The organism is Acidovorax sp. 106, from assembly GCF_003663825.1.
GTDB lineage: Bacteria > Pseudomonadota > Gammaproteobacteria > Burkholderiales > Burkholderiaceae_C > Acidovorax.
Genome location: NZ_RCCC01000001.1, coordinates 2,139,068 through 2,155,656, shown reverse-complemented (window position 1 = coordinate 2,155,656; position 16,589 = coordinate 2,139,068). Strand labels below are relative to the sequence as shown.

At 62.9% G+C, this 16,589-nt stretch carries 22 protein-coding genes and 1 pseudogene; 9 read left to right on the top strand and 14 right to left on the bottom strand.

Going from position 1 to position 16,589, the window contains the following annotated elements:
• Positions 1 to 10 precede the first annotated feature (10 nt).
• From atpE to C8C98_RS09595, 3 genes are read right to left on the bottom strand one after another with little or no spacing between them, the layout of a single operon-like run.
• Positions 11 to 280 (bottom strand): F0F1 ATP synthase subunit C, encoded by a 270-nt coding sequence (atpE, locus tag C8C98_RS09605; protein ID WP_099657604.1) that lies wholly within the window; start codon positions 278 to 280, stop codon positions 11 to 13.
• Positions 281 to 338: 58 nt separating this feature from the next.
• A complete protein-coding gene (atpB, locus tag C8C98_RS09600) occupies positions 339 to 1,217 on the bottom strand; it encodes a F0F1 ATP synthase subunit A (protein ID WP_121454085.1) in 879 nt (292 codons plus the stop codon).
• 19 nt (positions 1,218 to 1,236) lie between these two features.
• On the bottom strand, positions 1,237 to 1,710 hold the full coding sequence (locus C8C98_RS09595; protein ID WP_121454084.1) for an ATP synthase subunit I: 474 nt from the start codon (positions 1,708 to 1,710) through the stop codon (positions 1,237 to 1,239).
• 275 nt (positions 1,711 to 1,985) lie between these two features.
• On the opposite strand from C8C98_RS09595, the gene C8C98_RS09590 reads away from it, so the two are divergent.
• The 6 genes and pseudogenes from C8C98_RS09590 to C8C98_RS09565 all read left to right on the top strand — a co-directional run bounded on the left by C8C98_RS09590 (position 1,986) and on the right by C8C98_RS09565 (position 6,400).
• Positions 1,986 to 2,303, top strand: coding sequence for a YbeD family protein (locus tag C8C98_RS09590; RefSeq protein WP_121454083.1), 318 nt, complete (start codon positions 1,986 to 1,988; stop codon positions 2,301 to 2,303).
• Positions 2,304 to 2,312: 9 nt separating this feature from the next.
• On the top strand, positions 2,313 to 3,002 hold the full coding sequence (lipB, locus tag C8C98_RS09585) for a lipoyl(octanoyl) transferase LipB (RefSeq protein ID WP_370450438.1): 690 nt from the start codon (positions 2,313 to 2,315) through the stop codon (positions 3,000 to 3,002).
• Positions 3,003 to 3,037: 35 nt separating this feature from the next.
• Positions 3,038 to 4,018 (top strand): lipoyl synthase, encoded by a 981-nt coding sequence (gene lipA / locus C8C98_RS09580; protein WP_121454081.1) that lies wholly within the window; start codon positions 3,038 to 3,040, stop codon positions 4,016 to 4,018.
• Positions 4,019 to 4,042: 24 nt separating this feature from the next.
• Complete coding sequence (locus C8C98_RS09575) at positions 4,043 to 4,783, top strand: AraC family transcriptional regulator (protein WP_121454080.1); 741 nt, start codon at positions 4,043 to 4,045, stop codon at positions 4,781 to 4,783.
• Between the two features lie 139 nt (positions 4,784 to 4,922).
• Positions 4,923 to 5,795: a DMT family transporter gene (locus C8C98_RS09570; protein ID WP_121454079.1), complete on the top strand. Its 873-nt coding sequence runs from the start codon at positions 4,923 to 4,925 to the stop codon at positions 5,793 to 5,795.
• Between the two features lie 81 nt (positions 5,796 to 5,876).
• A pseudogene (locus C8C98_RS09565) lies at positions 5,877 to 6,400 on the top strand (EamA family transporter).
• A 193-nt stretch (positions 6,401 to 6,593) separates the two neighbouring features.
• Here the strand turns inward: C8C98_RS09565 and ptsP are convergent.
• The 5 genes from ptsP to C8C98_RS09540 all read right to left on the bottom strand — a co-directional run bounded on the left by ptsP (position 6,594) and on the right by C8C98_RS09540 (position 10,828).
• A complete protein-coding gene (ptsP, locus tag C8C98_RS09560; RefSeq protein ID WP_121454078.1) occupies positions 6,594 to 8,342 on the bottom strand; it encodes a phosphoenolpyruvate--protein phosphotransferase in 1,749 nt (582 codons plus the stop codon).
• Between the two features lie 57 nt (positions 8,343 to 8,399).
• Complete coding sequence (locus C8C98_RS09555) at positions 8,400 to 8,669, bottom strand: HPr family phosphocarrier protein (protein ID WP_121454077.1); 270 nt, start codon at positions 8,667 to 8,669, stop codon at positions 8,400 to 8,402.
• Positions 8,638 to 9,087, bottom strand: coding sequence for a PTS sugar transporter subunit IIA (locus C8C98_RS09550; protein WP_099657594.1), 450 nt, complete (start codon positions 9,085 to 9,087; stop codon positions 8,638 to 8,640). The genes C8C98_RS09555 and C8C98_RS09550 overlap by 32 nt, the downstream gene beginning before the upstream one ends.
• On the bottom strand, positions 9,084 to 10,349 hold the full coding sequence (locus C8C98_RS09545; protein ID WP_233574671.1) for a nitrate/nitrite transporter: 1,266 nt from the start codon (positions 10,347 to 10,349) through the stop codon (positions 9,084 to 9,086). Before C8C98_RS09545 ends, C8C98_RS09550 begins: the two co-directional genes overlap by 4 nt.
• 107 nt (positions 10,350 to 10,456) lie before the next feature.
• Positions 10,457 to 10,828: a hypothetical protein gene (locus tag C8C98_RS09540; protein ID WP_370450369.1), complete on the bottom strand. Its 372-nt coding sequence runs from the start codon at positions 10,826 to 10,828 to the stop codon at positions 10,457 to 10,459.
• 453 nt (positions 10,829 to 11,281) lie between these two features.
• Between C8C98_RS09540 and C8C98_RS09535 the strand changes: the two genes are divergently transcribed.
• Complete coding sequence (locus tag C8C98_RS09535; protein ID WP_099742822.1) at positions 11,282 to 11,785, top strand: TlpA disulfide reductase family protein; 504 nt, start codon at positions 11,282 to 11,284, stop codon at positions 11,783 to 11,785.
• A 234-nt stretch (positions 11,786 to 12,019) separates the two neighbouring features.
• On the opposite strand, the gene C8C98_RS09530 is transcribed toward C8C98_RS09535, so the two are convergent.
• Positions 12,020 to 12,475, bottom strand: coding sequence for a cytochrome c (locus C8C98_RS09530; RefSeq protein ID WP_099657590.1), 456 nt, complete (start codon positions 12,473 to 12,475; stop codon positions 12,020 to 12,022).
• 205 nt (positions 12,476 to 12,680) lie between these two features.
• On the opposite strand from C8C98_RS09530, the gene C8C98_RS09525 reads away from it, so the two are divergent.
• Positions 12,681 to 13,349: a cytochrome b/b6 domain-containing protein gene (locus tag C8C98_RS09525; RefSeq protein ID WP_121454074.1), complete on the top strand. Its 669-nt coding sequence runs from the start codon at positions 12,681 to 12,683 to the stop codon at positions 13,347 to 13,349.
• A 113-nt stretch (positions 13,350 to 13,462) separates the two neighbouring features.
• On the top strand, positions 13,463 to 13,954 hold the full coding sequence (locus tag C8C98_RS09520; RefSeq protein WP_121456167.1) for a GNAT family N-acetyltransferase: 492 nt from the start codon (positions 13,463 to 13,465) through the stop codon (positions 13,952 to 13,954).
• A gap of 217 nt (positions 13,955 to 14,171) precedes the next feature.
• Here C8C98_RS09520 and C8C98_RS09515 read toward each other — a convergent pair whose 3' ends face one another.
• From C8C98_RS09515 to rpsC, 5 genes are all read right to left on the bottom strand, one after another.
• Positions 14,172 to 14,678, bottom strand: coding sequence for a peroxiredoxin (locus tag C8C98_RS09515; RefSeq protein ID WP_121454073.1), 507 nt, complete (start codon positions 14,676 to 14,678; stop codon positions 14,172 to 14,174).
• A 112-nt stretch (positions 14,679 to 14,790) separates the two neighbouring features.
• Positions 14,791 to 15,060 carry a 30S ribosomal protein S17 gene (rpsQ, locus tag C8C98_RS09510; protein ID WP_121454072.1) on the bottom strand — a complete coding sequence of 90 codons (270 nt, stop codon included), beginning with the start codon at positions 15,058 to 15,060 and terminating at the stop codon, positions 14,791 to 14,793.
• 9 nt (positions 15,061 to 15,069) lie between these two features.
• Entirely contained in the window at positions 15,070 to 15,264 is a 195-nt protein-coding gene (gene rpmC / locus C8C98_RS09505) for a 50S ribosomal protein L29 (RefSeq protein ID WP_099657587.1), read from the bottom strand.
• Positions 15,265 to 15,280: 16 nt separating this feature from the next.
• Positions 15,281 to 15,697 carry a 50S ribosomal protein L16 gene (rplP, locus tag C8C98_RS09500; protein ID WP_007847799.1) on the bottom strand — a complete coding sequence of 139 codons (417 nt, stop codon included), beginning with the start codon at positions 15,695 to 15,697 and terminating at the stop codon, positions 15,281 to 15,283.
• A 2-nt stretch (positions 15,698 to 15,699) separates the two neighbouring features.
• Complete coding sequence (gene rpsC, locus C8C98_RS09495; RefSeq protein ID WP_121454071.1) at positions 15,700 to 16,581, bottom strand: 30S ribosomal protein S3; 882 nt, start codon at positions 16,579 to 16,581, stop codon at positions 15,700 to 15,702.
• Positions 16,582 to 16,589 lie beyond the last annotated feature (8 nt).

Genomic DNA, 16,589 nt, shown 5'->3' with positions numbered 1-16,589 from the left:
TGAACGGGAATTACTTGGGCAGGTTGACCAAGAACGTGGAGACGAAGGGGTTGGCGAAAGCGAACAGCAGAGCGATAGCCACGCCGATCAGGAAGGCAGCGTCGATCAGACCGGCCAAGATGAACATCTTGGTTTGCAGTTCGTTGATCAGTTCAGGCTGACGTGCCGACGATTCGAGGAACTTGCCACCCATCAGTGCGATACCGATGGAAGCGCCGATAGCGCCCAGACCAACGATCAGACCACAAGCCAGAGCGACGAGACCGAGAATGTTTTCCATGATGACTCCTGAGTTAAAAAAGAAAGGTTAAAAAGGAAAGAGAAACGAAAAGGAACCGTTAGTGCGCGTTGTGCGCCTGACCGAGGTAAATCAGCGCAAGCATCATGAAGATGAAGGCTTGCAGCGAGATCACCAAAATGTGGAACAGCGTCCAGATGGTGCCAGCGATGACGTGGCCCACAGGCAGCAGCACACCCGACAGCGACAGTGCAGCCGCACCACCCATCAGGGCAATCAGCATGAACACCAGTTCGCCAGCGTACATGTTGCCAAACAACCGCATGCCATGGGACACGGTGTTGGCGACATATTCGATCACCTGCATCAACAGGTTCACTACGCCCAAAATCAGGGCGAAGATGGGATTCTTGCTGGTGCCGAACGGGGCCGACACGAGTTCATGGGCCCAGCCGCCAGCGCCCTTGATCTTGACGCTGTACCAGAAACGCAGGATCAGGATGGCAAACGCCAAGCCCAGAGTGGTCGACAGGTCGGCCGTAGGCACAACACGCAGATAAGCGTGGTGTGGATCGTGGCCTGCGGCACCATAAATCTTGGCCCAGATGGCAGGCAGCAGATCCACGGGCAACATGTCCATGAAGTTCATCAAGAAGATCCAGACGAACACCGTGAGACCCAGGGGGGCGATGAACTTGCGGCTTTCGGCGTTGTGGATATTGGCCTTGGCCTGGTTGTCCACCATCTCGACCAGCATTTCCACGGCCGCTTGGAAGCGACCGGGTACGCCAGAGGTCGCCTTGCGGGCAGCCGACCAGAGAATCAAAAGTGTGAGGACACCCAGAACCAAACCCACAATGATGGAGTCATAGTTGATGACAGTGAAGTCAACAATCTTGGTCTGGTTGATGTTTTGAAGATGCTGCAGGTGGTGAACGATGTATTCACTTGCAGTCGGAGCGTGCGCTTCTGCGGCCATCGGACAACTCTTCTCTCTATCAATCGGTTTTTCGGACACCAGGCCGCACCCACAGCGCAACCCAGTACGTTTTCATTGTGACCACCATGCCAACCAGCAGGGCGATCCAGCTCAAGCCCACCACCAGCCGGGGTGCCGCTGCCAACAGCGCCACCGTCAACACGATTTTGGCGATTTCCCAACCAAAGAACCCCAGCATGGCGGCACGCGGATTGGATGACGCCTTGTGACGCAACACCCCCCGGGCAAACAAAGCTGCCGGGGCCACCACCGCCAGAGCACCATAGGCTGCAGACCAGCCCACCGATGCCCTGCCCGTCAGAACCCAGGCCACCAGGGCCACCAGCATTCCAACCAGTGCCTGACCCGCCACCACCTTCCACACCGAAATGGGAGGATTGCGACTGCGCCACTGCTGCGCCTCTTGGGCCGTCAGGGGCTTGAAGTCAGAATCTTCAGCCTCAGTTTCAGTCTCTGGCGCGATTGTTTTCATTAATGAATGACGTCCGCGTTACAGACCGCAACTTTTACAAAGCCTCTAATTATAAGTAAAAACCCGTGACGCCAGGAAAATTCCACATGGCGGGCACAAATGCGGTGCGTGCGTGTGCTCCTTTGTGGTGACACGCCAACGCCATACGCACCGTTGGCCAACACAAAGTTGCGGACTGATAGCGTGTATTTGCAGCACAATGCCAGCGATTGCACAGGCCCAGAAGGCTTACCAGCAAAGCGCTGAAAGCTACCAAAAGAGAAGCACCCTTGACCATGACATCCTCTGCGCCCCCCTCCCTCCACGGCACCGACGGGGCCACGCCAGACCCGAGCAAAGACTCGCTGATCGAATACCCCTGCCTGTTCCCGGTCAAAGTGATGGGAGCCAAGACAGACGACTTTGTGCTGCAAATGACCGCCCTGGCCAAGCAGCATGATCCATTTCTGGACGCCGCCACCATCGCCCAGCGTGACAGCGCAGGGGGCAAATACATCAGCCTCACCATCACCATCACGGCCACCAGCCGCGATCAGCTGGACAACTTTTACCGGGCGCTCACCGCACATCCGCTGGTGAAATACGCGCTCTGAACGATGTCCATGGAACTGCGCCAGCTGGGCCGCGCGGACTACGCACACACGGTGCAGTCGATGCAAGACTACACCGCTGCGCGCACGCCAGACAGTCCCGACATGCTCCTTATTTGTGAGCACCTACCGCTTTACACGCAAGGCCTAGCAGGCAAAAGCGATCACATCCTGAACCCCGGCGACATCCCCGTGGTGGCGACCAACCGGGGCGGGCAGGTCACGTTCCACGGCCCAGGGCAGGTGGTGGCCTACCCGCTCATTGATTTGCAGCGTGCTGGCTACTACGTCAAGGAGTACGTGTACCGCGTCGAAGAGGCCGTGATCCGCACACTGGACCACTTTGGCGTGACCGGGCACCGCGTGGCAGGCGCACCGGGCATCTATGTGCGGCAGGACGACCCGCACAGCCACGCCCTGCTGCCGCAGCGCCCGCAAAAGCGCGAGGGCAACGCCGCGTCGGTGCCGAATTTTGAAGGCCTGGGCAAGATCGCCGCGCTGGGCATCAAGGTCAGCCGCCACTGCACCTACCACGGGGTGGCGCTGAACGTGGCCATGGACCTGGAGCCCTTTGCGCGCATCAACCCTTGCGGTTACGCAGGTTTGCAAACCGTGGACCTTTCTACAATCGGGGTCCAAACCACCTGGGAAGAAGCCGCGCAGGTGCTGGGCCAGCAGCTCAGCATTCGCCTGGCGCCTTGATCCCTAACACGCTGCCACCCAGCCGCTAAAACGCCATGAGCACCCCTGAAGTCGTCCGCGAAGCGCAATCCACCGAAGCCTACAACCCGCTGGCAAAGCAAAAAGCGGCAGCCAAGCTGTCGCGCATCCCGATCAAGGTGGAGCATGGCGAAACGCTCAAGAAGCCCGACTGGATTCGGGTGAAGGCGGGCAGTCCCACCACGCGCTTTTACGAGATCAAAGAGATCCTGCGCGAGCACAAGCTGCACACCGTGTGCGAAGAAGCCTCCTGCCCCAACATCGGCGAGTGCTTTGGCAAGGGCACGGCCACCTTCATGATCATGGGCGACAAGTGCACGCGCCGTTGCCCGTTTTGCGATGTGGGCCATGGCCGCCCCGACCCGCTGGACAAGGACGAGCCCCTGAACCTGGCCAAGACCATTGCTGCACTCAAGCTCAAGTACGTCGTGATCACCAGCGTGGACCGCGACGACCTGCGCGACGGCGGCAGCGGCCACTTCGTGGAATGCATCCAGAACATCCGCGAGCTGTCGCCCCAAACGCAAATCGAAATCCTGGTGCCCGACTTCCGTGGCCGCGATGACCGCGCGCTCGAAATCCTCAAAGCCGCACCACCCGACGTGATGAACCACAACCTGGAAACCGCGCCGCGCCTGTACAAGGAAGCGCGCCCAGGGTCTGACTACCAGTTCAGTCTGAACCTGCTGAAAAAGTTCAAAGCCCTGCACCCCAACGTGCCCACCAAGAGCGGCATCATGGTCGGCCTGGGCGAGACGGACGAAGAGATCCTGCAGGTGATGCGCGACATGCGCGCACATGACATCGACATGCTGACCATCGGCCAGTACCTGTCGCCCAGCAACAGCCACCTGCCCGTGCGCCGCTACGTGCACCCCGACACCTTCAAAATGTTCGAAGAAGAGGCCTACAAGATGGGCTTCAGCCACGCCGCCGTGGGTGCCATGGTTCGGTCCAGCTACCACGCCGATCAGCAAGCCCACGCCGCTGGCGTGTAAGCCGGGCGCTTCCACCGCCCCGTCATGGCCAGCGCCGCCGATGCACTCACGCTGCGGCGCTATGGCCCCTCGCCCGGCAGCCACAGCCATGACCACTTTCAGGTACTGCTGGGCCTGGAGGGGGCGCTGGAGTTGGAGATTGAAGGCCGTGGCCTGCGCGTGGCCCAGGGCACTGGCTGCGTGATTGAGCCCGGCGCTCGGCACGATTTTGAGTCCCGCCGGGGCAGCCTGTGCCTGGTGCTTGACAGCGCCCACGCGGGCTGGACGGCCCATGCACAACGCAACGCGCCATTGCCCGCGCGGGCCCGCCCGTTGGCGCAATACCTGGCCAGCGCCCTGCTGCAAGGCCACCCGCTGGCGCAGGCCCACGGCCCGGCCCTGCTGCTGGAGGCCTGGGGCACGATCCCCACACAGCCCCCAAAGACCCTACAGGCCACCGGCGCGACATCGCGGCGCCGAACGATCGATTGGCTGCTACTCTCGCAGTGGGCAGCCCGCGAGTGGCACAGGGCCCTCACCGTGGCCGACCTCGCCCAGCGCGTGCACCTGAGCCCCAGCCAGTTCGGCGCCCGCTGCCGCGAGGAGCTCGGCCTGGGCGCCATCGAGTGGCTGCGCAGCCAACGCCTGGCCCAGGCCCGCTTGCTGCGGGACAGCGGCCTGTCGGTGGCCGAGGTAGCGCACCAAACGGGCTACCGCTCGCCCTCTGCGCTGACGGCCGCACTGCGGCGCGATGCGCCAGGCAAAACGCCGCCAACCAAGCGCTGATCGACATTGCCACAGCCGACGGCTGCTGGTCCTGCAATCAGACCCCATCAGCGCAAACAGTGCGCATACCCCGTGCGCGCGACGACATTCCATCGTTGCGCGACGATAGCCTGGGTGGCAAACCACCTACAGTCGGCCCATGCCTTCTTCGCATCCATCCAACCCCCGAGCCCCCCACTTACAAGCCAATTTGTACGCCTTGGGGGCCATTGCCCTGTGGGCGTCTCTTGCCTCGCTGGGCGTGTCGCTCACGCATGTCCCCCCCTTCCTGCTCACCGGCATCGCCCTCATCCTGGGCAGCGTGCCGGCGTGGCCGTTTGTGCTGCGCGATCCAGCGCAGTGGCGCATCCCCCTGCGTACTTTGGCACTGGGCATTTATGGTTTGTTTGCCTACCACTTCCTGCTGTTCATCGCGCTGCGGCATGCGCCAGCGGTCGAGGCCAACCTCGTCAACTACCTGTGGCCGCTGTTCATCGTCGTGCTGTCACCCGTGATCTTGCCGGGGGTGCGCTTGCGCACTGCGCATGTGCTGGCCGCCTTGCTGGGCTTTGGTGGTGCTGCCATCGCCATCGTCGGTGGGCGTGAGCTGAGCGGGGACCTGGCCTGGGGCTACCTGCCCGCGCTGGCGGCGGCGTTCATCTGGGCCAGCTACTCGCTGTTGACCAAGCGTGTAGCGGCATTCCCCACCACGGCGATTGGCCTGTTCGGCCTGGTGTCTGGCGCACTGTCACTGCTGTGCCATGTGCTGCTGGAGCCCAGCACCACGCTGCAGTGGCGCGACTGGGGCCTGCTGGCTTTGCTGGGGCTGGGGCCCCTGGGTGCGTCGTTTTTCATGTGGGACAAGGCGCTGAAGCTGGGCGATGCACGGCAGATTGGCATCCTGAGCTACATCACCCCGCTGGCCTCCACCACCCTGCTGGTGCTGGTGAGCGGGCGCCCCTTCAGCAGCAGCATCGTGGTGGCCACCGGGATGATTTTGGCCGCAGCCGTGCTGGGCATGCGCGCCCGCTGAAGTCCACACACGCGCCCTTAGCCCATGGCCCATCCGCCCCCTTCCACCGGCCCACACGCCACGACCACGCCCCTTGCACTGATGGCGCCCGGCGCATTCGTGCTGATCTGGTCCACCGGTTTTCTGGTGGGGCGCGGCGTCGCACCCCATGCCGATCCCTTCTGGTTTCTGTCTGCGCGATTTGCCTGCGTGGCGCTCGCCTTCAGCGCTGCCGCAATGTGAGTGCGCGCTGCCTGGCCCAATGGAGGGCGGCGCATTGCATTGCACTTGCTGGCCGGTGCATTGATGAGCGGCATTTACCTGGGACCGCGCTGGTGGGCGTGCTGCTGGCCCTGGCGCTCACCCTGGGCTCCCCGCACTGGGACGGCTCGGCCGCGCTGTGGGGTTCGTTGGCGTTTGCGGTGGTGGTGCTGTCGATTGGCGGTGCCACGCTGCTGATCTGGCTGATGCGCCGGGGCGAGGCCACCCGCACGGCCGCGCTGCTGCTGGCGGTGCCGCCGCTGGCCGCGCTGGAGGCCTGGGCCCTCTTTGGCGAAACGTTGGCCCTTGTGCAACTGCTGGGCTTTGTGCTGGCCATGGCAGGCGTGGCGCTGGCCAGGCGCTGAGGCACCACAGATCAGAAATGCCTCTAGTGCTTTATATATAAGCGCCAGCAGCTATCAAAAATATAGCAATCAATTTAGAGTGGCTCACCAAACTCAGCGAAGCGGCCCTGGCTAGGCGTTCCGCCGCAGGCAGTACAAGCCGTACCGCAAGGCGAGACAACGACGTCGGGGGAGTTTTGTGAGCCGCTCTGAATCAAGTGCCAGGCGTGAGTGACGTCTCGCCCAGCATCACCTGCTGCGCCCAAGGCGTGAGCTTGCGGGTATCGGCGCGCAGCACTTCCTGCTTCACTGCCAGGATCTGCGCTGGGTGCATGGAGAAGCTGCGCAAACCCAGGCCCAGCAGCAGGCGCGTCATGGACACATCGCCCGCCGTCTCTCCGCACACCGACACCACCTTGCCCTGCGCATGCCCTTCGGCAATCACATCGGCCACCAGTCGCAACACCGCAGGGTGCAGCGGATCGTACAGGTGGGCAACAGCCTCGTCAGCCCGGTCAATGGCCAGCGTGTACTGGATCAAATCGTTGGTGCCGATGGACAGGAAATCGAAGTACTTGAAGAAGGTGCGCACCATCAGCGCAGCCGCTGGAATCTCGATCATCGCGCCCAGCTGCACATCGCCATAGGCCACGCCACGCGCGTCCAGTTCGGCCCGGGCCAAGTCCACCTGGGCCAGGGTCTGGGTGATTTCAGAGACATGCGCCAGCATGGGGAACAGCAGCTTGACCTTGCCATGCGCCGCAGCGCGTAGCACGGCGCGCAGCTGGGTGCGGAACATGGCCGGGTCGGCCAGGCTCCAGCGGATGGCGCGCAGGCCCAGGGCGGGGTTCAGGTGCGTGTCTTTGTGGCCCTTGTCCAGCGGCTTGTCGGCCCCTACGTCGATGGTGCGGATGGTGACTGGCAAGCCCTGCATGCCGTCCAGCGCCTGCCGGTAGGCCAGGTACTGCGCTTCCTCGCCCGGCAATTTGCCAGCTTTGCCCATGAAGAGGAATTCGCTGCGAAACAGCCCGACCCCCACGGCCCCGGCCAGCACGGCAGTGGGGGCATCTTCGGGCTGTTCAATGTTGGCCAGCAGCTCGATCTTTTGCCCGTCGATGGTGACCGCTGGCGTGTGCCGCAGGCGGGACAAGCGCTCGCGTTCCAACTCGCCCTGGCGCTGGCGAAAGCCGTACTCGGCCAAGATGATGGGCGAGGGGTCCACGATCATCACGCCCGCATCGCCGTCGATGATGACCCAGTCGTCCTGGCGCACCAGCTGGCTGGCAGCGCGCGCACCCACCACGGCGGGGATGTCCATGCTGCGCGCCACGATGGCGGTGTGCGATGTCTTGCCACCCACGTCCGTCACAAAACCGGCAAACACGCTCTGCTTGAACTGCAGCATGTCGGCGGGAGACAGGTCGTGCGCCACCAGCACCAGGGGCACGTCCACGGTGTCGTCCAGCAGCAGGTCTTGCTGCGTTTTGCGGCGTTGGCTGATAGGCGGCGCCACAGGGCTGTCTACGCCTTTCATGTAGCGCAGGATGCGCTCGACCACCTGCTCCAGATCGGCCTTGCGCTCACGCAGGTACTCGTCTTCCATCTCGTCAAACTGGCGCGCGATGACTTCAAGCTGCGTGGTCAGCGCCCATTCGGCGTTGTACAGGCGCTCGGTGATCCAGTGCTTGACGCCGCCTGTCAGGGCCTCGTCTTGCAGCAGCATCAGGTGTACATCCAGCAGCGCCGTCAACTCGGGCGGTGCGTCGGTGGGCATGTCGGCCTGCAAGCGCTGCAGCTCTTCCACCACGGCATTGCGCCCCTGGCGCACCCGTTCAATTTCAGCAGCCACCTGCTCGGGCTGGACAAAGTAATGCGCCACATCCACCCGGCTGGACGCTACCAGCACGGCGCGGCCAATGGCGATACCTCGCGCAACGGCCAGGCCATGGACGGAAAAGGTCATTCAGCAGTCTCCTGTGTGCTGTGTACGGGCGGCGGCAAGCGTTTTCAGACCTTGCGGTCACTCCCCTTCGCCAAACTTGTCGGCAATCAGCGCCAGCAGCGCGTCCATGGCTTCTTGTTCGCGGTCGCCATGGGTTTCCAGCTCCACCTCCGAGCCAATGCCTGCGGCCAGCATCATCACGCCCATGATGCTTTTGGCATTCACGCGGCGGTCGCCACGGCTCATGAAAACGTCACACGGAAAACTGCCTGCCAGCTTGGTGAGCTTGGCAGAGGCGCGGGCGTGCAGGCCCAGCTTATTGCTGATGGTCGTAGGGGTCTTGATCATGGATATTGCGTCGGGACTGGTTTTGCGGTGCGGCAATGGCCACCTGCATCACCCCCTGCGTGCCACCCACCACTGCGCGGGAGACGACGGAATCCAGGGGTTCAGCACGGTAGCTCACAGCGCGCAGCAACATGGGAAGGTTGACCCCCGTGACGAGGCGGGAGCGCACGCCGTCCACCAGACGCTGGGCCACGTTGCAAGGCGTGGCGCCAAACACGTCGGTCAGCACCAGCGTCGTATCGGTGGCCATGTTGGCAAGCAGGATGCGCGCCTGGGCCAGGGTTTCCTCCGGTGGCTCGTGGGGCTGCACATCCAGTGCGGTGACGGCGGCGCCGCAGTCGGCAAACACATGCAGTGCACATTCGCGCAATGCGTGGGCCAAAGGGGCGTGGGCAATGATGAGGATGCTGGTGCTCATGGGTGGGCGGTTTGCTTTGCATTATGGCGCCGTGGCTGCAGCACAAACCACGCATACGCAGCCACGTTGCAAGCCAGGTACACCGCCATGGCCGCCTGGAACGATGCCGCAGTGCCCCAGCCCAGCGCAGCAAACGCATCCACGGCCAGGCCAATGCCCCACTGCACCACAAACACCCCGGCAAAAATCACCAGGTTGAAAGCCGACAACGCGCGCCCCGCCAGCGCGGGCACAAACGCCAGGGCCAGGGCGGGCTGCGACAGCGAGACAAAACTGCTGGCCATGCAAAACAGCGCCCACGCTGCGCCGCCCGCGCGCGGGCCAGCCAGCACCGTGCACAGCAGCACCAGCAAGCTCAACGGCAGCCCCCAGAGCATGAGCCGGTTGGCGTCCCAGCCGCGCCGCAGCAGCCAGGGGCTGAGCATGCCCCACGACCAAAAGGTGCAAAGCATGGAGACATTGATCCAGAACAGCCCCGTGGCCGCCTGCAACGGGGTGTAGCCTGCCACTTGCTGCATCCAGGGCCCGGCCCACAGCGTCTGCATGGCCACCATGCCGCCATACACACAAAAGGCCAGCGGTGCCAGGCGCTGAAAGTACGGATGCCGCCACACCATGCGGTAGCCCGCTGGAGAAGCCACATCGCCCACCGTATCGCCAACGGCATCGCCCCCCGCCGTGCCCTGCACAGGCAATGCGGCGCGCCAGGCGGGCACACGCAGTGCAATCAGCAGCATGGCCAGCGCAATCAGGCCCGCCAGGGCCCAGAACAAAGGCCGCCAGCCCACCAGGGGCAGCGCCCACTGCACGGGCAAAGTCGAGGCCACCATGCCGAGCGAGCCCGTCATCAGCATCCACGAATTGGCCCGCATCTGCGCTGTGGGCTCCAGCCAGCGCCGGTAGCCCGTCAGGGGCGCCATCAGGCAGGCACTGACGCCCGCCCCGCACAGCACGCGCCCGGCCAACAGACCGGCAAACCCCGTGGCCTGCGAAAACACCAGGCAGCCCAGCACAGCCACCCCCAAAAAACCCAACGACACCTTGCGCGGGCCATGCCGATCCAACCACCGGCCCAGCGGCAGCTGCATGGCGGCAAAGCCCAAAAAGTAGCCGCCCGCCAACAGCCCCAGGTCGCGGGCCTGCAGCGCAAACTCCTGCGCCAGCGTGGGGGCCAGCGTGGCAGTGACGGCCCGCACCAGGGCCGATAGAAAGTACGCAAACGCAAAGGTCAGAAAAACGGCGACGGCAGAGCGCCACGCCAGCGTGCTGCTGGATGCGCTGGCGACATTGGCAACATGGATAGAAGGCAGCGCCGTGCCCGCATTAGGCTCGCTTGCAGGCAAGGCGTTGGGGGACTCAGCAGGGTGTCTCACTTCAGCTCTAGGCCTGCAAAAAAGATGTCGGCCACCGCAGGCTGCGGCTTGGGCGACAGCACCACGGCGTGGTAGACCAGCACCTCGCCGCCCACCGCACGCGCAAACCATACCGCCTGGGCCGCGACGGCGGTGCCGTCGGGCCTGCGCCCCTGCACTGTGGTGCGCACCGCTTGCGGCACGGCCAGAGCACCGGGGGGCACAAAGGGCTGGGGGGCAGGGGCAGAACCCGGCACCGAAGCAGGTACACCCATGCGAGCCAGGGTGGCCGCCTGCCAATGCTCCAGTGCCCGCCCCACCTGCGAAGGGTCGGCCAAACGGACGTACGACACCGCAAACGTAGCGCCGTCGGCATCACACCCCAGCATGGACATCGCCAAAGGCGTCCCAGCCAGCTCAACCGTGCGCGTCGCCTGCTCAGGCTTACAAGGGAGCATTGCCTGCAACGCCGCTTCGGGCACCGGCACACTGCGCCAGTTCAAAGCTGGGCTGCAGGCCTGCAGCCCCAGGGCCGCCCCCAGCACTAACCAGCAGCGCGCGTGGCTCCTCATTGCGGTCCATGGTCGTTTCATAGGGCCATTATCAGCAGCGCCAGCGTTGCGCACGGCAGAACTTTTATGCAACCGCTGACTCCCACTTCGGCTGCATGACTGCAGCAGTGGGTGGAACGACCTTGCCTTGTGTCAAGTTTCAAGGCACCACCTATGACGCCCCATGGGGTGAATCAAGGACAATCAACGGCACGCTGCGGCGCAGCGCGTCGCACATCGTAGCCCGGAGCCGCCGTTGAGCGGCTGCGGGTTTGCGCATACGAGGACATCATGGGTATCAAACATTGGTTGGGCGGCTTGGCCGTGGTGGCGTTTGCAGGCATCGGCGCCTACGTATACCTGGACACGGGCCGCTCGGCCGCTCCGGAGAGCACGTTTGTGCTGCTCGATGGCTCACGCCAGTCCACCGCCGATCTGCGCGGCAAAGTCACGCTGGTCAACTTCTGGGCCACCAGCTGCACGACCTGCGTGGCCGAAATGCCCGAGATCATTGCCACCCACAAGAAATACGCCACCCAGGGTTTTGAAACCATGGCCGTGGCCATGAGCTACGACCCGCCCAGCTACGTGGTCAACTTTGCCGAAACGCGCAAGCTTCCCTTCAAGGTCGCCATCGACAACACCGGCGCTGTGGCCAAGGCCTGGGGTGACGTGCGCCTGACCCCCACCACCTACCTGGTGAACAAGCGCGGCGAGATCGTGAAAAGCTATGTGGGGGCGCCCGACTTCCCCGCGCTGCATCAGCTGATTGAAAAATTGCTGGCAGAGACCTGAGCAGCCCAGCCCCTCAAATGCAAAAGGCCGATTTCAATGAAATCGGCCTTTTGCGTTTCTGTCCTCGGCACTGACTGGCTGGAATACTGCTTCACCAATCCATGCCCAGGCACGCCGCAAGCCATGGGACGCCGCGCAAGGGCCACCCCGCCGCGCTGGCGTCGTCCTCCTTCCCGAATCGCTCAGCGATTCGAGAGAAGGGGAATGCGGCGAAGCCGCTCAGGGCGGTTGTCCTTATTTCGAGCGGAAGTTGTCATGGCAGGCCTTGCAGGTGCCTGCCGTCGCGCCAAAGGCGGTCTTCACGTTGTCGAGGTTGCCGGTTTTGGCCGCTGCGGCCAGCTTGGTGGCCTCTGCCTGCAGCTTGTCCGAGTGATCCTTGAACTTGGCCTGCTCCGCCCACACGGCAGGCAGCGCCTTGGTGGGAGCGCCCTTGTCCGTGCCTGCGCCAAAGGCTTCCCATGGCAGCTTGGACATCACGGCCACGATGTCTGCACTCTCTTGCGCAGCCTTGGCGTCAAACGGCGCCTTGCCGTTGGCCATGGCACCAATGCGGGAGAAATGCTGGGCCATCACGACAAAAGCACTTTGGCGGTATTTGATGGCGTCTTCGGCCTTGGCAAACTCGGCCGAGGCTGGGGCCGACAAAGTGACCGCAGCGGCGGCCAGAGCAAATGCAGCAAGTTTCTTCATGGGGACTTCCTTTGTAATGGGGTGGCTGGGCGCCGCAAAGCGACCCGTGGGGTTTGCAGAGGTGCGTACCCACAGGCCCTGGAGCCCAGGCGCAGTATGCCCTGAGCCATCTTTTTTTGCCGATCGCTGGCAGAACCGGAGCGCCCATCGACCCGGCCTACCTGTCGCACAATGCCAGTCTCACAAAAACGCTCACGGAGTTTTCATGCCGCAGCACACCGTCCGCATCTGGGATTTGCCCACCCGCCTGTTCCACTGGCTGCTGGCCGGCAGCATCGTGGGCCTGGTCGTCACCGCCAAAGTGGGTGGCAACGCCATGGTCTGGCATTTCCGGCTGGGCTATGTGGTGCTGGCGCTGGTCGCCTTCCGGCTGGTGTGGGGCCTGGTGGGCGGGCGCTGGTCGCGCTTTGCGTCATTTGTGCCCACGCCCGCACGGCTGCTGAACTACCTGCGGGGCAACGCCCGCCCCCAAGACAAGGCCGGGCACAACCCGCTGGGCGCGTTGTCGGTGCTGGCGCTGCTGGGCGTGACAGCAGCCCAGGTCAGCAGCGGCTTGTTCACCGACGACGAAATCGCCTTCGCAGGCCCACTGACGCGCTTTGTTTCGGGCGAAATCGTCTCGCAGTTCACCACTTACCACAAAGAGGTGGGGCAATACCTGCTGCTGGGTCTGGTAGCGCTGCACTTGCTGGCGATTGTGTTTTACGCGCTGGTCCGCAAGGAGCGCATCATCAGCCCCATGGTGCAAGGTGACAAGCAACTGCCCGAAGCCGTCCCGCCAAGCCGGGACAGCCTGGGCACCCGCGCACTGGCCGTCGCCCTTGCGGGTGCCTGTGCGGCCCTGGCATGGTGGGTGTCCAGCCTGGGCAGCTAACTACAACACAGAAAGCACGTTGGGCGCAGCGCAGTGCAGCCTTGACGCGTCTTCAGGGCCCCCGATGGGGAGCCGCTACACTGCACCTTCCGATACAACCGTTGCCGAGCATTGTGGAAAAGCCCACCGTGACCCTGGTCACACCCTCTTGCGCGCAGGAGATGGAGGCCGTTCGGGAGATATTTCGAGAGTACGCCCAGAGCCTGGGCATCGATCTGTGCTTCCAGAACTTCGAAGACGAGCTGGCCCAGTTGCCAGGAGACTATGCACCACCCCGGGGCCAACTCTTGCTGGCCCTGGTCGACGGTGCTGTGGCGGGCTGCTGCGCACTGCGCCCCATGGACGGCACCGATTACCCCAACGCCAGCGAGATGAAGCGTCTGTACGTGCGCAAAGCCTTTCGGGGCTTTGGCCTGGGCCGCGAACTGGCCGAAGCCAGCCTGGATGCCGCCCGCCGTGCCGGTTATGCCTGCGTGCTGCTCGACACGCTGGACGAGATGGAATCCGCACGAGCGCTGTACACCGACCTGGGCTTTCAAGAGATCCCACCCTACTATCACAACCCCATTGCAGGGGCGCACTACCTCAAGGTCGATATTGACTAATGGTGGTGAATGGAATGGCAGAATTGCAAGGAAATTGGGCGCTAGCGCTTGATGAACAAGCGCTAGCAGCTATATTTTTAATAGCAAACAGCCGAGAGGCCGATGCCTGGGCCTTTGCCGAAGAATCTGTTCAAAAGGGCAGGCATTGCACCCACCCCGATCTTGCAGCAGGGCGACCCCGACCTCTCCGCGCGCAGCATGAGAGGTGAGTGCATGCTTAGGCCTTGGCCTGTGCCAGCAAAGTGCCAGCGTCGCTGACCTCAAATTTGCCGGGGCCTTCCACGTTCAAGGTCACCACCTTGCCGTCGCGCACCAGCATCGAATAGCGGTTGCTGCGCAGGCCCAGGCCCTTGCCCGTCAGATCCAGCGTGAGGCCCGTGGCCTTGGCAAAGGCAGCATCGCCATCGGCCAGCATGCGCACCTTGCCTTCGGTCTTCTGGTCACGCGCCCAGGCACCCATCACAAAGGCGTCGTTCACGCTCAGGCACCAGATTTCATCCACGCCAGCCGCCTTGAACTCTTGCGCCTTTTCCAGGTAACCAGGCACATGCTTGGCAGAGCAGGTGGGGGTGAATGCACCGGGCAAGGCAAACAGGGCAATGGTCTTGCCCGCAGTGGCCTTGTCCACCGACACGGGGTTCGGGCCGATGCTGCAGCCTTCGCCTTCCACTTCCGAGTATTCCATCAGCGTTGTTGCAGGCAGGGTGTCACCAATTTTGATCATTGCATCTTCTCCTTGAGCGAATCGCCGGGGCCTCGAAAGCGGCCCCAAAAAGCAAAACGGCCCACATTGTGGGCCGTTTTGAAAGGGCTTTGGAGCCTTGAGCCTTTAGGGCTTACAGCAGACCAGCCTTTTGAACCAAGCGGGTAGCAACCCAGTTCTTGGTCTTGGACAGCGGACGGCTTTCCGTGATTTCGATCATATCGCCCAGCTTGTACTCACCCTTTTCATCATGGGCGTGGTACTTGCTCGACTTTGCAACGATCTTGCCGTAGAGCTCGTGCTTCACACGACGCTCCACCAGCACAGTCACAGTCTTTTGACGCTTGTCGCTGACCACCTTGCCAATCAAGGTGCGCTTGAGGGATTTTTTAGGTTCCGTCATGTGGGCTCCTTACTTGGCGGCTTGCTTTTCAGCAAGAATGGTCTTGGCACGGGCGATATCGCGGCGGGTGGTACGCAGCGTGTTGGTGTTTGCCAACTGCTGTGTAGCCTTCTGCATACGCAGACCGAAATGGGCCTTTTGCAAGGACTTGATTTCGGCTTCGATACCGGCGACGTCTTTTTGGCGCAGTTCAGTAGTCTTCATTGCTTGTTCTCCTGAATTACGAACCAATGTGACGGCTGACGAACGTGGTGCGCAGCGGCAGCTTGGCGGCAGCCAGGCGGAACGCTTCGCGGGCCAGTTCTTCAGGCACACCGACGATTTCGAACACGATCTTACCGGGCTGGATTTCGGCCACGTAGTACTCGGGGTTGCCCTTACCGTTACCCATACGCACTTCTGCGGGCTTGGTAGAGATTGGCTTGTCCGGGAACACGCGGATCCAGATACGGCCGCCACGCTTGACGTGACGAGAAATCGCACGGCGTGCAGCTTCGATCTGGCGGGCCGTCAGACGGCCACGATCGGTGCACTTCAGACCGAAATCACCGAACGCAACGGAGGCACCCCGAGTTGCGACACCAGTGTTACGGCCTTTTTGCTCCTTGCGGTATTTGCGGCGAGCAGGTTGCAGCATCTTTATTCTCCTTTGCCGTCCGCTGCTGTAGCGGGCGCGTCAGCTTTACGAACGCGCTTAACGGCGGTTGCATCAGCGCCACCGGCACCGGCGGGCTTGTCGCTGCCATCAGCAGGGGCCACATTGGCGCCCACGGGACGGCGAGGACCGCGACCTGCACCGGCACGGTCGCCACCTGGGCGGCCATCACGGCGTGGGCCACGTGGGCGACGCTCTTCTTCCGGACGTGGAGTTTCCACGGCTGGCAGATCGTTGCGACCCAGTGTGTCACCCTTGTAGACCCAGACCTTGACGCCGATCACACCGTAGGTGGTCTTGGCTTCAGAAGTGCCGTAGTCGATATCAGCGCGCAGGGTGTGCAGTGGCACACGGCCTTCGCGGTACCACTCGGTACGGGCGATTTCGATACCGTTCAGACGGCCAGACGACATGATCTTGATGCCTTGGGCACCCAGACGCATGGCGTTTTGCATGGCGCGCTTCATGGCACGACGGAACATGATCCGCTTTTCGAGCTGTTGCGTGATGCTGTCTGCGATCAGCTTGGCATCGATTTCAGGCTTGCGCACTTCTTCGATGTTCACTGCGACAGGCACGCCCAGACGGATCGCGAGTTCCTTCTTCAGGTTCTCAATGTCTTCGCCCTTCTTGCCGATCACCACACCAGGACGAGCCGAGTAAATGGTGATGCGTGCGTTCTTGGCAGGACGCTCGATCAGGATGCGCGAAACGGCGGCGTTCTTCAGCTTGGCCTTCAGGTATTCGCGAACCTTGATGTCTTCGGCCAGCATGCCGGCGAAGTCACGGTTGCTCGCGTACCAGCGGCTGGACCAGTTGCGGCTGACCGCAAGGCGGAAGCCAGTAGGATGGATTTTTTGTCCCATAGTCTTCC

Excerpts from the sequence above, each read along its gene's own strand:
- C8C98_RS09555 (WP_121454077.1), bottom strand. The coding sequence starts at position 8,669 with ATGATCAAGACCCCTACGACCATCAGCAATAAGCTGGGCCTGCACGCC.
- C8C98_RS09515 (WP_121454073.1), bottom strand. The coding sequence starts at position 14,678 with ATGATCAAAATTGGTGACACCCTGCCTGCAACAACGCTGATGGAATAC.
- C8C98_RS09530 (WP_099657590.1), bottom strand. The coding sequence starts at position 12,475 with ATGAAGAAACTTGCTGCATTTGCTCTGGCCGCCGCTGCGGTCACTTTG.
- C8C98_RS09535 (WP_099742822.1), top strand. The coding sequence starts at position 11,282 with ATGGGTATCAAACATTGGTTGGGCGGCTTGGCCGTGGTGGCGTTTGCA.
- C8C98_RS09590 (WP_121454083.1), top strand. The coding sequence starts at position 1,986 with ATGACATCCTCTGCGCCCCCCTCCCTCCACGGCACCGACGGGGCCACG.
- atpE (WP_099657604.1), bottom strand. The coding sequence starts at position 280 with ATGGAAAACATTCTCGGTCTCGTCGCTCTGGCTTGTGGTCTGATCGTT.
- lipA (WP_121454081.1), top strand. The coding sequence starts at position 3,038 with ATGAGCACCCCTGAAGTCGTCCGCGAAGCGCAATCCACCGAAGCCTAC.
- C8C98_RS09595 (WP_121454084.1), bottom strand. The coding sequence starts at position 1,710 with ATGAAAACAATCGCGCCAGAGACTGAAACTGAGGCTGAAGATTCTGAC.
- rplP (WP_007847799.1), bottom strand. The coding sequence starts at position 15,697 with ATGCTGCAACCTGCTCGCCGCAAATACCGCAAGGAGCAAAAAGGCCGT.
- rpsQ (WP_121454072.1), bottom strand. The coding sequence starts at position 15,060 with ATGACGGAACCTAAAAAATCCCTCAAGCGCACCTTGATTGGCAAGGTG.
- C8C98_RS09570 (WP_121454079.1), top strand. The coding sequence starts at position 4,923 with ATGCCTTCTTCGCATCCATCCAACCCCCGAGCCCCCCACTTACAAGCC.
- atpB (WP_121454085.1), bottom strand. The coding sequence starts at position 1,217 with ATGGCCGCAGAAGCGCACGCTCCGACTGCAAGTGAATACATCGTTCAC.
- C8C98_RS09575 (WP_121454080.1), top strand. The coding sequence starts at position 4,043 with ATGGCCAGCGCCGCCGATGCACTCACGCTGCGGCGCTATGGCCCCTCG.
- lipB (WP_370450438.1), top strand. The coding sequence starts at position 2,313 with ATGGAACTGCGCCAGCTGGGCCGCGCGGACTACGCACACACGGTGCAG.
- C8C98_RS09525 (WP_121454074.1), top strand. The coding sequence starts at position 12,681 with ATGCCGCAGCACACCGTCCGCATCTGGGATTTGCCCACCCGCCTGTTC.
- C8C98_RS09540 (WP_370450369.1), bottom strand. The coding sequence starts at position 10,828 with ATGCTGGGGTGTGATGCCGACGGCGCTACGTTTGCGGTGTCGTACGTC.
- ptsP (WP_121454078.1), bottom strand. The coding sequence starts at position 8,342 with ATGACCTTTTCCGTCCATGGCCTGGCCGTTGCGCGAGGTATCGCCATT.
- rpmC (WP_099657587.1), bottom strand. The coding sequence starts at position 15,264 with ATGAAGACTACTGAACTGCGCCAAAAAGACGTCGCCGGTATCGAAGCC.
- C8C98_RS09550 (WP_099657594.1), bottom strand. The coding sequence starts at position 9,087 with ATGAGCACCAGCATCCTCATCATTGCCCACGCCCCTTTGGCCCACGCA.
- rpsC (WP_121454071.1), bottom strand. The coding sequence starts at position 16,581 with ATGGGACAAAAAATCCATCCTACTGGCTTCCGCCTTGCGGTCAGCCGC.